Consider the following 13,682-nt stretch of genomic DNA (forward strand, 5'->3'; position numbering starts at 1 on the left):
TGACGTTCCCGTGACTCGCCGCTATACAACGCCGCAACCGGGCGCGCGCACGGCATCGTGCCGGATCCGGACTTGCTGGGGAACCCTGCTCCGCTCCACCTGGAGCAGCAGCGATCCCGGGCGATTCGAAGCGAACCTTGGACCTGTGAAGCGGACCTGAGCAGCCGATGCCCGTAACGATCCTCGATCTCATCCTGCTCGGTGTCATGCTGATCTCGGGGCTGCTCGCGATGGTCCGCGGCTTCATGCGCGAGATTCTCTCGATCGCCGCCTGGGGCGCGGCCGCTCTGGTCACGCTTTATTCATTCTCGAAGCTGCTGCCGACCGCCAAGACCTATTTCAACAACGATACGGTGGCGAGCGTCGTCGTGGTCGCCGGTACTTTTGTGGGCACGCTGCTGATCGTCTCGATCATCACCGTCAAGATCTCGGACATGATCCTCGATTCGCGGATCGGCGCGCTCGACCGCACCCTCGGCTTCCTGTTTGGACTGGGCCGCGGCCTGCTCATCGTCGTGGTCGCGTTCCTGTTCTTCAGCTGGCTGGTGCCGGACAAGCAGCGTCCAGACTGGGTTACAGGCGCAAAATCCCGTGTGGTCCTGCAGGGAACCGGGGATTGGCTGATGTCGCTCTTGCCTGATGATCCCGAGAACACCATTTTAAAGAAATTCAAGAAGAACAAGCCGGACGAAGACCAGACTGACACCGAGTCGCCCGGAGCGGGCGGCGATGGGTACAGCAAGCCTGCCCGCGACAGCTTGAAGAAGCTGATCGAGAAACCCGCGGCCAAGTGAGCCAAGCCCAGAAGAGAGGCGCGATGGACCAGCACCACGATTCTTCCGGCCAACACTCTTCAGGCCAAGCCCACATGGACTCCGACGCGGATCTGCACTTCGGACCCCAAGCCTACACCAGAGACCCAGACCTAGATGGAGACACGCTGCGCGAGGAGTGCGGCGTGTTTGGCATTTATGGGCACAGCGATGCCGCTGCGATCACCGCGCTCGGCCTGCATGCGCTCCAGCATCGCGGTCAGGAAGCCGCCGGCATCGTCTCCTATGACGGCGCGCGCTTCCACAGCGAGCGTCGTCTTGGCCTGGTCGGCGATACCTTCTCCCGCCGCGAGGTGATCGAGCGGCTGCCCGGCAATGCCGCGATCGGCCATGTCCGCTATGCGACCACCGGCGCGACGATCCTGCGCAACGTGCAACCGCTGTTCGCCGAGCTCGGCGCGGGCGGCTTTGCTGTCGGCCACAACGGCAACCTCACCAACGGCCTCACTTTGCGCCGCGAGCTGGTGCGCGCCGGCGCGATCATGCAGTCGACCACGGACACCGAGGTCATCCTGCATCTGGTCGCGCATTCCCGCCGCAGCAATTTCATCGACCGCTTCATCGAGGCGCTGCGCGCGATCGAAGGCGCCTACTCGCTGGTCTGCATGACCAACAAGAAACTGATCGGCGCCCGCGATCCTCTCGGCATTCGTCCGCTGGTCTATGGCGAGCTCGAAGGCTGCCCGATCCTGGCATCGGAGACCTGCGCGCTCGACATGATCGGCGCGCGGTATATCCGCGACATCGAGCCGGGTGAAGTCGTGATCTTCGACGAGACCGGCATGCACAGCCACAAGCCGTTCCCGCCGAAGCCGGCGCGTCCTTGCGTGTTCGAATACATCTACTTCGCGCGTCCCGACTCCGTGGTCGGCGGCCGCTCGGTCTACGAGGTGCGCAAGGCGTTCGGTGCGCAGCTCGCGCGCGAGAGCCATCCCGAGGTGGATGTCGTCGTCCCCGTGCCGGATTCCGGCGTCCCGGCGGCGATCGGCTACAGCCAATATTCGGGCGTGCCGTTCGAGCTCGGCATCATCCGCAATCATTATGTCGGCCGCACCTTCATCCAGCCGACCCAGGCAATCCGCGAATCCGGCGTGCGCATGAAGCATTCCGCGAACCGCGCCGCCATCGAGGGCAAGCGCATCATCCTGATCGACGACTCGCTGGTGCGCGGCACCACCTCGCGCAAGATCGTGCGCATGATGCGCGACGCCGGCGCCACCGAGGTGCACTTCCGGCTGGCCTCGCCGCCGATCCTCTATCCCGACTATTACGGCATCGACCTGCCGGACCGCGGCGGCCTCTTGGCGGCGACGCATTCGCTCGAGGAGATGCGCGAGCTGATCGGCGCGGATTCGCTGGCGTTCCTGTCGATCGACGGCATGTACCGCGCGATGGGCGAACCGGCCCGCGACCCCGCGGCGCCGAAATACGCCGACCACTGCTTCACCGGCAGCTACCCGACCAACCTCACCGACCAGTCGCTGGTCGAGCCGACCCAGCATCAGCTGTCGTTGCTGGCCGAGGCGAGCTGAGGCTCTCTCTCCTCACGACGTCATTCCGGGGCGATGCGCAGCATCGAACCCGGAATCTCGACATTGTCTTGCGCGACTCACCTTGAGATTCCGGGCTCGAGGCCTGCGGCCACGCCCCGGAATGACGGCATAAGGTTGGCAGTCGTCCCGGCGAAAGCCGGGACCCATAGCCACCGAACGTCGTTTGGCCGGCAGGACTAGCCACGACCAGCCAACTCCCTCATAACCGCCGCGGAGTATCGATCCCCGCTTCCGCGGGGATGACGACAATTGAGACCTGCGGCCATGACCCTTCCCCTCGCCAATCGGATTGCCCTCGTCACCGGCGCCTCGCGCGGCATCGGCCATGCGACCGCCCGTGCGCTCGCCCGCGCCGGCGCGCATGTCGTGGCCGTCGCCCGCACGCAAGGAGGGCTGGAGGAGCTCGACGACGAGATCCGGAAAGACACCGGCAACGGCGCCACTTTGGTGCCGCTCAGCATGACCGACAGCGACGGCATCGCCCGGCTCGGCGCGGCGCTGCATGAGCGCCACGGCAAGCTCGACATCCTCGTCGGCAACGCCGCCGTGCCCGGCCCGTCCTCGCCGCTCGGCCATATCGATTTGAAGCCGTGGAACGACGTGGTCGCCGTCAACCTCTCCGCCAATTTCCAGCTGATCCGCTGCATGGAGCCGCTGCTGAAGGCCTCCGACGCCGGCCGCGCGGTGTTCCTGACCTCGGGCGCCGCCCATAAGGCCCAGGCTTATCTCGGCCCCTACGCCGTCACGAAGGCCGCGCTGGAGACCCTGGCGCGCGTCTGGGCCCACGAGACCGAGCGCACGCCGCTCCGCGTCAATCTGTTTAGCCCGGGCCCGATCCGCACCCGCATGCGCGCCACGGTGATGCCCGGCGAGGACCCGATGACGCTGGAGACGCCCGAGCAGGTCGCCGAGTTCATCCTGCCGATGTGTCTGCCGTCCTGGACCGAGACCGGCAAGATCTACGAGTACAAGACCCGCACGCTGAAGAGTTTTCAGCCGCCGGCGTAGTCGTCCGCTTGCCAAGTACATCCTGAACAACGACTGTCGAGAGCGTCCATTCCTCTATCCTCCGTCATTGCGAGCGCAGCGAAGCAATCCAGAGGGGTCCCGCGAAGACTCTGGATTGCTTCGCTGCGCTCGCAATGACGGGGTGGAGAACCATCTCGCCTGAAGATGAAGCGCGTGATGTGAGCCGCGGCTATTTCACAGTAGAGGTGGAAGAACTTGCTGGCGCCGATTTTGCGGCGGTGGCCTTCACCGCCGCCGGCACTTGGCGATCGCGCACGGCCGCCAACTCCTTGCGCAGCTTCTCCTGCTGCTCCGTGGTCAGCACCGGACGCTGATCATCATGCGGCACGTCGTTGACGGGGAGATAGTTGTACGCGGCGCCGTATTGCGCGCTGTCGGACGTCGGCGTCGTGCCGGTCGTTGTGCAGCCGCCGAGCAGGAGCGGCATCAACAGCGCGGCCGCGAGCGCCGTCCGCCCCATCGTTGATAGACCACGAGGCGACATCATCGCGCGAGCGCCATCGTGGGCGCCGAACTCTGCGCCGTGATGCCATGCTCATTGGACTGCAGTCCCGGCAGCGCCTTCACCCAGGGATAGCCGCTGCGGCCCATGTCGCGGCCGCGATCGAACAAAGCGGTCATGTAGGTGCGGTCGAACGGGCCGTCGGCCTTGACCTGGAAATCGCCGGGCACGCTGGCGAGGTTGAAGTCGATGCCGTTGAACTTCGCCACCGAGTAGATCCGGTAGATATCGCCGATGCCCTGGTTCTTGATCAGCGTGGCGAGCGAGCGCTGCGTCACCGAGAGCATGTCGGCACCGACGCTCTCGAATTGCGGATCGATGCGGGCATTGCGGATGACGTAGAGATGCGCGCCGTTCACGCTGCGGCGCGGGCCGCGGCCGGAGACGAGGCGCAGCACCGAGGGTCCGATGAAGACCTGCCGGGTCACACCGCCGTCGACATGCAGCTCGTCATAATCCTTGTCGCCGATCCGCACCTTGATGCGTACCGGCGCGAACGCGCCGGGCACCGTCGCCGAGGCCAGCAGCACCTTGCGGAACAGCTCGATCGCCTCCGGCGTGTCGGCGGCGGCGACGCGGCCCATGTCCCACAGCACCGGCCGCTGCGCATCGAGATTGGTGGTGCCGACAAGCAGCACCCGGCCCTTGGCGCTCTCACGGGCGACGTCGCGCAGGAAGTCGCGATCGACGTATTTCTCGATCAGCCGCGACAGCGGCGTGTTGTCGGCGAGCGCGGTGCCTTGCAGCAGGCCGGGAATGTTGGAGGTGAAGATGTCCTTGCGCTCATAGGCTGTGAACACCTCCTGCAGCCGGTCGTCATGCGCGCGGCCGAGGAAGACGAATGGCGCGATCAGCGCGCCGGAGCTCACGCCGGTCACCATGTCGAAGTTCGGCCGGTTGCCGGCCTCGCTCCAGCCGACCAGCAGCCCGGCGCCGAACGCGCCGTTCTCCGCGCCGCCGGAGATCGCCAGAAAGTTCAGCGAGCGCTGGGCCGGAAGCACGGCCGAGGCGCGCTGCACGGAAGCTTCGGCAAAGCGCGGCGCCGGCTCATCGCCCCAATAGCGCACGTCGCGAAAACCGACCGGCTCGGCGCTGGCGGCCGCAAGCTCGGGCGCGGCATTGCGCGGCACGATGGCGGCGCAGGCCGCCAGCGGCAGCGCGACGGCAAGCGTCAGCAACACACGCGAAACGACGGTGCGGACATCAACGGCCGGGGTCATCGCGCGGGCTTCTGCTCCATGCTCGCGACCATCGGCGGCGGCGGTTGCGCTGTGGAGCTCGCCTCCTCGGCGCCCTTGTCGGTCCAGGCCGGAGGCAGGCCGAGACCGGCACCGACAAACCCCTTCACGCCCGGAAAGCGCCCGAACTGCTCGCACGCGGCATATTTCGGCGCGCCGCCCAGCTTGGCTGGCAGGCTCGACGCCGACGGCAGCGACGGCAGGCCGCCGAACGGCGACTCGCCGGTCGACACCAGCCTGGCGAAATCGGCACCGAACTCGGACGCGAGATCGTAGGCATCGCCGTCATTGGCCATGCGGGCCGTCGAGACCGAACTGGCGCCGCGCGCCCACACCATCGCCGCGGCCTGGAAGCCGGCGAAGTTGCGCGCCTCGGCCTCGACCGACAATGTTCCCAGCCCGACCGGCAGCCGCGGCACGGGCACCGGCACGCCCGGAAGCGCCACGCTCTTGGCGACCGAGGCCGCCTGCGAGGCCGCGGATGCGGTCGCGTTGGTGGCGGTCGCATGAGTCACGGTCGCCTTCACCGTCAGGTCGGAATCCTCTCCCGGCGAGACGATGCGGAAGCGCTCGCTCAAGCGCAGGCACATTTCGCGGCTGATCACATTGGCCACCAGCTTGCGCTCGGATTCGTCAAGGGTGACGTCGGGACGCGGCGGAAATGCGGTCGGCTCGATCCGGATGGTCTTCGCTTCGATCAACTCTTGCTTGTTGGCCTTGATCTGAGCCCGGGTCACGAGACCGTTGGCGTCAGCGAGCCGGTCGTAATTCCGCAGCGAACCGGCGCGTTCCAGCGGTGCGGTCGCGCAACCCGACTGCGACAGGGCCACCGAGAGAAGCGCCGTCCATTGCAGCGATGCGACACGCATGACGCGGGAATTCCATTGATAGAGAACTTACTCTATTTATTCTCACAAGCCTCGGCGCTTGTCCAACAAAGCTAGATCAAATTCTCTAGATTACAGCGGCGCGAAATATTATTTTATATTACAATGAGTTGTCGGGAGCCCGCGATTTTGGCGAGAGTTGGGCGACGGAATTGAAGCGATGCGGAAGGTCGATCCGGTCAAGCATGAACAGAAGCGCCGGGAGATTCTCCAGGCGGCGCTGTCATGCTTCGTCAGGAGCGGGTTTCACGGCGCCAGCACCACCGACATCTGCGCTGCGGCCAAAATCAGCCCGGGCCACCTCTATCACTACTTCCCGAGCAAGGAGGCCGTGATCCAGGCGCTGGTCGAGATCAACCTCAGCCATGCCGAGGCCCGGCTCCAGGCCGTGCTGGCAGCGCCTGATGTGATCGACGCGCTGGTGCAGGAACTCGAAAACACCAGCCTCCACCAGCCGCAGGCCCAGATGCTCAGCACCGAGGCGCTGGCGGAGGCCTGCCGCAATCCCGACTTCGCGGCGATCGTCCACGCCCAGACGTGCGCGATGCGTACGCTCCTGGTCGAGTTCATCGTCCAGGCGCAGCAGCGTGGCGAGATCGATGCCGGGCTCGATCCCGAGGCGACGGCCAATCTTCTGCTCGCCATCGTCGACGGCGCCCGCGCGCTGCCGATCCGCAATCCGGCCGTCGACATTCCGGCGAGCAGCGCGCATCTGCGGATCATGCTGAGACGCTTCCTTGCGCCGCCCGCGGCGACCAGGCACACGGCCGCTCACAGCTGACGCCCGCCTGCACTTCAATTGACACCCTCCCCTGCGCACGATTGACTGCTTGCAACAAGCGGCCGGTCGCAGCCGATCTCGGGGAGGATGCCATGACGCGAGCACCGCGCAGACGCGCGCTCAATCTTGCCCTGATGACGCTAGTCTCCGCGCTAGCAGCCACCATTCTCCTGCTGCCGCGCAGCGCCGGCGCCGCCGACATCCCGGCCTTCGCCGTCGAGCCGTCCTGGCCGAAGCAGCTTCCCAACAACTGGATCCTCGGCCAGGTCGGCGGCATCACCGTCGATGCGCAAGGCCACGTCTGGGTCATCCACCGGCCGCGTTCGCTGACTGACGACGAGAAGGGTGCGGCACTCAATCCGCCGCGCTCCAAATGCTGCATCCCTGCGCCGCCTGTGCTCGAATTCGATGCCGACGGCAATCTGCTGCGCGCCTGGGGCGGGCCCGGTCCCGGCTATGAATGGGTCGGCCGCGAGCACGGCATCGAGGTCGACGAGCGCGGCTTCGTCTGGATCGGCGGCAATGCCGACAATGACAACGCCATCCTGAAATTCACCCTCGACGGCCAATTCGTCGCACAGATCGGAGCGATCGCACCGAGCAAGGGCTCGAACGACACCACGCAGCTCGGCAAGCCCGCGGAGACCGCGATCGACAAGGAAGCCAACGAGATCTACGTCGCCGACGGCTACGGCAACAGGCGTGTCATCGTGTTCGATGCGACGACGCTCGCCTACAAGCGCCATTGGGGCGCCTATGGCCGTGTGCCTGATGATGCGAAGCAGCCGGCCTATGATCCCAAGGCGCCGGTGTCGCAGCAGTTCGGCAATCCCGTGCACTGCGTGAAGCTCGCGGACGACGGCCTGGTCTATGTCTGCGACCGCATCAACGACCGCATCCAGGTGTTCAAGAAGGATGGCACCTTCGTGACCGAATGGTTCTTCGAAAAAAACACCCTCGGCAATGGCGCGGTGTGGGACATTGCGATCTGGCCCGACCCGAAGCAGACTTATTTGTTGTCGGCCGATGGCGAGAACAACGAGATCCGGATCATCCGGCGAGCCGACGGCCAGGTGGTCGGAAGCTTCGGCCACAACGGCCGCAATGCCGGCCAATTCCACTGGGTCCATGCCATGGCGGTCGACAAGCAGGGCAACGTTTATACCGCCGAGGTCGACACCGGAAAGCGCATCCAGAAATTCAGGCTGACCTCGGACGCGCTGCGTTAACGCTTGCGCCATCCGCCCAAAGCTTGGGCGGTCCTCCCCCCTTTTGGCGCATTGCCGCAACTCACAAGACCGGCTAATCAGGATGGCAGACGGCAAAGGGCGCCCAAGATGCCCCGCCGCGACACGACACCAGGGAGGACTTTGATGACGACGTCTCATGCGCGGCGCATTGCCGCGCTGCTTGCTGCCACCGCTCTCAGCTTTGCCGGTTCCGCCTTCGCCGACGACAAGGTCGTCAAGATCGGCGTGCTCAACGACATGTCGAGCCTTTATGCCGACATCGGCGGCCCGAACTCGGTCGCGGCCGTCAACATGGCGGTCGAGGATTCCGGCCTGAAGGCCAAGGGCTGGACCATCGAGGTCATCAGCGGCGATCACCAGAACAAGCCCGACATCGGCGTCAATATCGGCCGGCAGTGGATCGACACCCAGAAGGTCGATGTGATCATGGACACGCCGAACTCCGGCGTCGCGCTGGCCGTCTCCAACCTGGTCAAGGAGAAGAACTCGATCCTGCTGAACTCGGGCGCCGCGACCGCCGACCTCACCGGCAAGGCCTGCAACGCCAACACGATCTCCTTCACCTACGACACCTACATGCTGGCGAACGGCACCGGCAAGGCGCTGACCAAGGCGGGCGGCGACAGCTGGTTCTTCCTCACCGCGGACTACGCCTTCGGCGCGGCGCTGGAGCGCGATACCTCGGCCGTCGTCACCGCCAATGGCGGCAAGGTGCTGGGCTCGGTCAAGCATCCGCTCAACACCGCCGACTTCTCGTCCTTCCTGCTGCAGGCGCAGTCGTCGAAGGCCAAGGTCATCGGCCTCGCCAATGCCGGCGGTGACACCACCAACTCGATCAAGCAGGCCTCCGAGTTCGGCATCGTCCAGGGCGGCCAGAAGCTCGCCGCGCTGCTGCTGTTCGTCAACGACGTGCATGCGCTGGGCTTGAAGGTCGCGCAGGGCCTGACGTTCACGGAATCCTTCTACTGGGATCTCAACGACAAGACCCGCGAATGGTCGAAGCGCTTCCAGAAGCTGTCGCCGAAGGGCACGATGCCGTCGATGACGGTGGCGGGCAACTACGCCGGCACGCTGCATTACCTGAAGGCGCTCGAAGCGCTCGGCGGCAATCCGCATGACGGCGCCAAGGTCGTGGCCAAGATGAAGGAGATCCCGACCGACGATCCGCTGTTCGGCAAGGGCCCGCTGCGCGCCGACGGCCGCCGCCTGATCCCGGCCTATCTGTTCGAGGTCAAGAAGCCGGATGAATCCAAATATCCGTGGGACTATTACAAGCTGGTCGCGACCATCGCTCCCGAGGATGCCGCCAAGCCGCTCGAAGCCAGCGAGTGCCCGCTGGTGAAGAAGTAGGCCTCATCTCCAGATCCTCATGGTGAGGAGGCGCGCAGCGCCGTCTCGAACCATGAGGCCCCGATCTCGATCAACCCCCATCCCAGACGCTTCGCGGGCGCGTCTCAGGATGAGGGTTTTTCGTTGGCCGCCCGCAGCGTCCGCACTGCGATCACGATCGCGACGATCATCAGCGCAGACGCCAGCAGGAACGGCGCGCCGGGCAGATGCAGCGGCGCACTGCTACCGATGAAATAAGCGAAGCTCAGCGTGAACAGGAAGGGCCCCGCAAGCTGCGCCACGCTCTGCACGCTCGACGTCGCGCCCTGCAACTGCCCCTGTTTGTCCGGTGCCACCAGCCGCGTCATCAGCGCCTGCAGCGCCGCGCCCGAGACGCCCCACAGCGCCATCACGGGAATGCCGAGCCAGCTCAGCGGTCCGGTCGGCGCCGCGCCGAAGATGAAGAAGCCGACCATGCCCGCGGACAGTCCCAGCATCAGCGCGCCGCGTTCGCCGAAAATCCGCACGATCGGCCCGATCGCCCCGCCCTGCACGATCATCGCGCAAACGCCGACCATCGCGAGCGTGAGCCCGACCGTGCGCGTGTCCCAGCCATAGCGATAGGTGGCGTAGAGCACGAAGGTCGAGGGCAGCACGACATGGGCGAGCTGGGTGATGAAGTTGACGGTCGACAATCCCGCGAGGATGCGATCCGAGCCCAGCAGGCGCAGCGCGCCCAGCGGGTTGGCGCTGCGCCAGCGGAACGGGCTGCGCCGCTCCGATGGCAGCGACTCCGGTAGCACCAGCAGGCCGTAGAGCGCGTTGGCGAAGCTGAGGCCTGCCGCGGCCCAGAACGGCAGCCGCGGATCGATGTCGCCGAGCAGACCTCCGGTGGCGGGGCCGAGCACGAAGCCGGCACCGAAAGCTGCGCCAATGCGGCCGAAGATCGCGGCGCGCCGCTCAGGCGGCGTCAGGTCGGCGATATAGGCGAAGGCGGTGGAGATGCTGGCCGAGGTGACGCCTGAGATCAGCCGCCCGACGAACAGCCAGGCGAGCGACGGCGCCAGCGCCATCAGCACGTAGTCCGCGGCGAGGCCGAAGTTCGACAGCAGGATCACCGGACGCCTGCCGAACCGATCGGACAGGCTGCCGAGCACCGGCGAGAACACGAACTGCATCGCCGCCCAGGCGGTGCCGAACAGGCCGAAGATGCGCGCCGCGCTCGCGGTGTCGTTGCCGACGAAGCTCTCGATCAGCTTCGGCAGGATCGGCATGATCAGCCCGAGCGCGAGCATGTCGAGCAGGATGGTGACGAAGATGAAGGCGACCGCGCCGCGGCGCGGTGCCTGCGGCGACGGCACGTCAGCGGAACTCGTCAGTCCGGTCTCGACCATCGCGGCCCCTGGTTTGCCGCCGTCCGGCGGACGCGGGCGCCGCTTTATACATGCGCCATCGGGACCAGCAATCGGCGGGCGTCAGGCGGACACCGGCAGAGCGAAGCCGGCCGTGAGCTTCACGAGGTCGGCCTGCCGCGCCGCCCCCGTCTTGGTGAAGACGCGGCGCAGATGGGTCTTGATAGTGGTCTCGGCCACGCCCAGGAGGTCGGCGACCTCGGGAACCCCGCCGACATCGACGATGCCGAGCAGCACCCGCAATTCGGCGGGCGTGAGCCGATAGGCCTTCGCGATCAGTTCGGGCGCCTGCGGCGGTTCGAGCGCTGCGTTGCGGACGAAGATCGCCGCAGTCGCCTCGACCATCCGTCCGACCGCACGGCGCGCGTGCGACGTCAGCGGCAGCACATGCGCGATGTGATGCGTGCCATCCTGCGCCGTCATCAGCATCGCCGAGCCGCCCGTGCCGAGCGCCGCGTCGCCCGCCGCGCATCTCGTGATGAGATCCTGCAACGCCTGATCGGAGCGGCCATCGCGGACCGCGACGCGGCCATCGCGCGTGAACAGCGGATCGCCAGCCTCGAGCAAAGCACGCGCGGCGGCATTGGCATGCACCAGCCGCCCGAGCCGGTCGACCAGGCCGACGCCCACGGTCATGCGCTCCAGCGCCGCGCCAAAGGCCTGGGCCTCCGCGGATTTCAGATCGATCAGCCGCCCCACCAGCACGGCGCGGCGGATATGCGGCGCGATCAGTTGCATGCGCATGCGCGCGGCATCATCGGCGAGACCATCCTGCTCGAAGCGGAACACGCCGAACAGCGCGGCCGTCGTCGCCGACTTGTCGATCACCGTCGAGATGAAATCGACCATGCCCTGCGGCGCCGCCCATTCCTGATAGAACCGGCTCTCGCGCAGCTCATCCTGCGGCATCAGGTCGGACACGGCGATCGGCTGCCCGACCTCGGCGAAGTACTGCCCGGTCGTGGCCGGGTCAAGCTTGACGTATTTCTCGAAGTACAAGCGGCAATAATGCGGATCGATGCCGGACTGGCAAAGCACGTCGCCGCCGCCGGCGATCGGGCTCTTGGAGAAGATCGAGGCCACCTGCCCGCCGACGAACCGTCCGGCACGGCCGACGACATCGGGCCAGCGCGAGGCATCGAGCGCGGCATGGTAGATGTCTCCGATCAGATCGAGCAACTCGTCGGCCTGCGCCATCGCAACCTCTCCTCGCCTCCTTCAGGCCGCGCGCCCGACAGCTCACCGCCATGCGATCTCATACGATCGCAGGAGGCCGTGAGCTTGGACGGACGCGACGAAACGCGAGGCCACAGCGAAATCCCAGTCGCCTCGTCGACATGACGGGGCGAGGCACGGGTTAGCGCTATCGGGAGCGACGGGAATGTGCCGATGGTCACGCTGCCCTGCGGAGCAGCAGGCAGCGCTTGCTGATCAGCCGGCCTAGTTCGGCCGCTTGCGCTTGTGCGCGAACGGGTTGGCCTTCTCGCGCAGGGTGATGCGCACCGGGGTGCCCGGCAGCTCGAAGGTCTCGCGCATCGAGTTGGTGAGATAGCGCAGATAGGATTGCGGGATTGCGTCCGCGCGCGAGCAGAACAGCACGAAGCTCGGCGGCCGCGCCTTGGTCTGGGTGATGTAGTTCAGCTTGAGACGGCGGCCGGACACCGCCGGCGGCGGATTGTTGGCTATCGCCCCTTCGAACCAACGGTTCAGCGCCGACGTCGGCACGCGCCGGTTCCACACCGCATAGGCCTCCACGATCGCCTGCATCAGGCGGTCGATGCCCTCGCCCATCAGCCCGGACACCGCGACGATCGGCACGCCCGCCACCTGCGGCAGCCAGTGGTCGGCATCCCGGCGCAGCATCGAGATCTGGCCGGGCTGGGCTTCCATCAGGTCCCATTTGTTGACGGCGAGCACCAGTGCCCGGCCCTCGCGCTCGACCAGATCGGCGATGCGAAGATCCTGCTCCTCGAAGCGGTGCTGCGCATCCATCATCAGCACGACGACCTCGGCGAAGCGCACCGCGCGCAGCGCGTCGGCCACCGAGAGCTTCTCCAGCTTCTCCTCGATCCGCGACCGGCGGCGCAGGCCGGCGGTGTCGAAGACGCGAAAGCTGCGGCCCTTGTGCTCGATTTCGACCGCGATCGAGTCGCGAGTCGTGCCGGCCTCGGGGCTGGTCAGCAGCCGCTCCTCGCCGAGCAAATGATTGATCAGGGTCGACTTGCCGGCATTGGGGCGGCCGACGATGGCGACGCGGATCGGCCTGTTGGCGCGCTCCTCGTCGGTCTCCTCGCGCTCGTCGTCTTCGTCCTCGCTCTCGGGCACGATCCGGCTCAGCGCGTCGTAGAGCTCGCCCATGCCCTCGCCGTGCTCGGCGGAGATCTGGATGGGATCGCCGAGCCCGAGCGCGTAGGACTCCATCGCGCCGAGTTCGCCATGCTTGCCCTCGCTCTTGTTGGCGAGCAGCAGCACCGGCTTGTCGGCGCGGCGGGCGAAATCGGCGAAGGCGCGGTCGGCCGGCGTGAGACCAATGCGGGCGTCGATCACGAAGAACAGCGCGTCGGCGAGTGCGATCGCCGTCTCCGTCTGCTCCTGCATGCGCGCCGTCAGCGAGCCCTTCGGGCCCTCGTCGAGACCGGCGGTGTCGATGATCGTGAAATGGAGGTCGCCGAGCTTCGCCTCGCCCTCGCGGCGGTCGCGGGTGACGCCCGGCATGTCGTCGACGAGCGCCAGCTTCTGCCCAACCAGGCGGTTGAACAGGGTCGATTTGCCGACATTGGGTCGGCCGATGATGGCGATGGTGAAGGACATGATGTTCCGTGCGCGTGAGCGCGCAGCTTTAGCGCATCGGAGCGCAAAACCGAACGC

At 66.5% G+C, this 13,682-nt stretch carries 12 protein-coding genes; 6 read left to right on the forward strand and 6 right to left on the reverse strand.

Annotated elements, in window-relative coordinates; all coding sequences use genetic code 11:
- The first annotated feature begins 167 nt into the window (after positions 1–167).
- The 3 genes from ACQR0Z_RS20005 to ACQR0Z_RS20015 all read left to right on the forward strand — a co-directional run bounded on the left by ACQR0Z_RS20005 (position 168) and on the right by ACQR0Z_RS20015 (position 3,394).
- A complete protein-coding gene (locus tag ACQR0Z_RS20005) occupies positions 168–794 on the forward strand; it encodes a CvpA family protein (RefSeq protein ID WP_434919750.1) in 627 nt (208 codons plus the stop codon).
- Between the two features lie 74 nt (positions 795–868).
- The gene (gene purF, locus ACQR0Z_RS20010) at positions 869–2,365 is read left to right on the forward strand and encodes an amidophosphoribosyltransferase (protein WP_434919751.1); all 1,497 of its coding nucleotides are present in this window, start codon (positions 869–871) and stop codon (positions 2,363–2,365) included.
- Positions 2,366–2,650: 285 nt separating this feature from the next.
- Complete coding sequence (locus ACQR0Z_RS20015; protein ID WP_434861201.1) at positions 2,651–3,394, forward strand: SDR family NAD(P)-dependent oxidoreductase; 744 nt, start codon at positions 2,651–2,653, stop codon at positions 3,392–3,394.
- Between the two features lie 190 nt (positions 3,395–3,584).
- On the opposite strand, the gene ACQR0Z_RS20020 is transcribed toward ACQR0Z_RS20015, so the two are convergent.
- From ACQR0Z_RS20020 to ACQR0Z_RS20030, 3 genes are read right to left on the reverse strand one after another with little or no spacing between them, the layout of a single operon-like run.
- Positions 3,585–3,842, reverse strand: coding sequence for a hypothetical protein (locus ACQR0Z_RS20020; RefSeq protein WP_434919752.1), 258 nt, complete (start codon positions 3,840–3,842; stop codon positions 3,585–3,587).
- Between the two features lie 56 nt (positions 3,843–3,898).
- Entirely contained in the window at positions 3,899–5,137 is a 1,239-nt protein-coding gene (locus ACQR0Z_RS20025; protein ID WP_434919753.1) for a patatin-like phospholipase family protein, read from the reverse strand.
- Positions 5,134–6,024: a DUF3313 family protein gene (locus ACQR0Z_RS20030; RefSeq protein WP_434919754.1), complete on the reverse strand. Its 891-nt coding sequence runs from the start codon at positions 6,022–6,024 to the stop codon at positions 5,134–5,136. The genes ACQR0Z_RS20025 and ACQR0Z_RS20030 overlap by 4 nt, the downstream gene beginning before the upstream one ends.
- A gap of 178 nt (positions 6,025–6,202) precedes the next feature.
- Between ACQR0Z_RS20030 and ACQR0Z_RS20035 the strand changes: the two genes are divergently transcribed.
- From ACQR0Z_RS20035 to ACQR0Z_RS20045, 3 genes are all read left to right on the forward strand, one after another.
- A complete protein-coding gene (locus ACQR0Z_RS20035) occupies positions 6,203–6,823 on the forward strand; it encodes a TetR/AcrR family transcriptional regulator (RefSeq protein WP_434862450.1) in 621 nt (206 codons plus the stop codon).
- Positions 6,824–6,915: 92 nt separating this feature from the next.
- A complete protein-coding gene (locus ACQR0Z_RS20040; RefSeq protein WP_434862449.1) occupies positions 6,916–8,052 on the forward strand; it encodes a hypothetical protein in 1,137 nt (378 codons plus the stop codon).
- Between the two features lie 144 nt (positions 8,053–8,196).
- The gene (locus tag ACQR0Z_RS20045; protein WP_434862448.1) at positions 8,197–9,423 is read left to right on the forward strand and encodes an ABC transporter substrate-binding protein; all 1,227 of its coding nucleotides are present in this window, start codon (positions 8,197–8,199) and stop codon (positions 9,421–9,423) included.
- A gap of 104 nt (positions 9,424–9,527) precedes the next feature.
- Here ACQR0Z_RS20045 and ACQR0Z_RS20050 read toward each other — a convergent pair whose 3' ends face one another.
- The 3 genes from ACQR0Z_RS20050 to der all read right to left on the reverse strand — a co-directional run bounded on the left by ACQR0Z_RS20050 (position 9,528) and on the right by der (position 13,625).
- A complete protein-coding gene (locus ACQR0Z_RS20050; RefSeq protein WP_434875768.1) occupies positions 9,528–10,796 on the reverse strand; it encodes a TCR/Tet family MFS transporter in 1,269 nt (422 codons plus the stop codon).
- A gap of 81 nt (positions 10,797–10,877) precedes the next feature.
- Positions 10,878–12,011: a helix-turn-helix transcriptional regulator gene (locus ACQR0Z_RS20055; RefSeq protein ID WP_434919755.1), complete on the reverse strand. Its 1,134-nt coding sequence runs from the start codon at positions 12,009–12,011 to the stop codon at positions 10,878–10,880.
- A 243-nt stretch (positions 12,012–12,254) separates the two neighbouring features.
- Positions 12,255–13,625: a ribosome biogenesis GTPase Der gene (gene der / locus ACQR0Z_RS20060; protein ID WP_434919756.1), complete on the reverse strand. Its 1,371-nt coding sequence runs from the start codon at positions 13,623–13,625 to the stop codon at positions 12,255–12,257.
- Between the last annotated feature and the right edge of the window lie 57 nt (positions 13,626–13,682).

The sequence above is a fragment of the Bradyrhizobium sp. HKCCYLS3077 genome (genome assembly GCF_051167555.1).
Taxonomy (GTDB): Bacteria; Pseudomonadota; Alphaproteobacteria; order Rhizobiales; family Xanthobacteraceae; genus Bradyrhizobium.

What these genes read in the sequence shown, in the direction of transcription:
- ACQR0Z_RS20005 (WP_434919750.1), top strand. Translation starts at nt 168, where the DNA reads ATGCCCGTAACGATCCTCGATCTCATCCTGCTCGGTGTCATGCTGATC.
- purF (WP_434919751.1), top strand. Translation starts at nt 869, where the DNA reads ATGGACTCCGACGCGGATCTGCACTTCGGACCCCAAGCCTACACCAGA.
- ACQR0Z_RS20015 (WP_434861201.1), top strand. Translation starts at nt 2,651, where the DNA reads ATGACCCTTCCCCTCGCCAATCGGATTGCCCTCGTCACCGGCGCCTCG.
- ACQR0Z_RS20020 (WP_434919752.1), bottom strand. Translation starts at nt 3,842, where the DNA reads ATGCCGCTCCTGCTCGGCGGCTGCACAACGACCGGCACGACGCCGACG.
- ACQR0Z_RS20025 (WP_434919753.1), bottom strand. Translation starts at nt 5,137, where the DNA reads ATGACCCCGGCCGTTGATGTCCGCACCGTCGTTTCGCGTGTGTTGCTG.
- ACQR0Z_RS20030 (WP_434919754.1), bottom strand. Translation starts at nt 6,024, where the DNA reads ATGCGTGTCGCATCGCTGCAATGGACGGCGCTTCTCTCGGTGGCCCTG.
- ACQR0Z_RS20035 (WP_434862450.1), top strand. Translation starts at nt 6,203, where the DNA reads ATGCGGAAGGTCGATCCGGTCAAGCATGAACAGAAGCGCCGGGAGATT.
- ACQR0Z_RS20040 (WP_434862449.1), top strand. Translation starts at nt 6,916, where the DNA reads ATGACGCGAGCACCGCGCAGACGCGCGCTCAATCTTGCCCTGATGACG.
- ACQR0Z_RS20045 (WP_434862448.1), top strand. Translation starts at nt 8,197, where the DNA reads ATGACGACGTCTCATGCGCGGCGCATTGCCGCGCTGCTTGCTGCCACC.
- ACQR0Z_RS20050 (WP_434875768.1), bottom strand. Translation starts at nt 10,796, where the DNA reads ATGGTCGAGACCGGACTGACGAGTTCCGCTGACGTGCCGTCGCCGCAG.
- ACQR0Z_RS20055 (WP_434919755.1), bottom strand. Translation starts at nt 12,011, where the DNA reads ATGGCGCAGGCCGACGAGTTGCTCGATCTGATCGGAGACATCTACCAT.
- der (WP_434919756.1), bottom strand. Translation starts at nt 13,625, where the DNA reads ATGTCCTTCACCATCGCCATCATCGGCCGACCCAATGTCGGCAAATCG.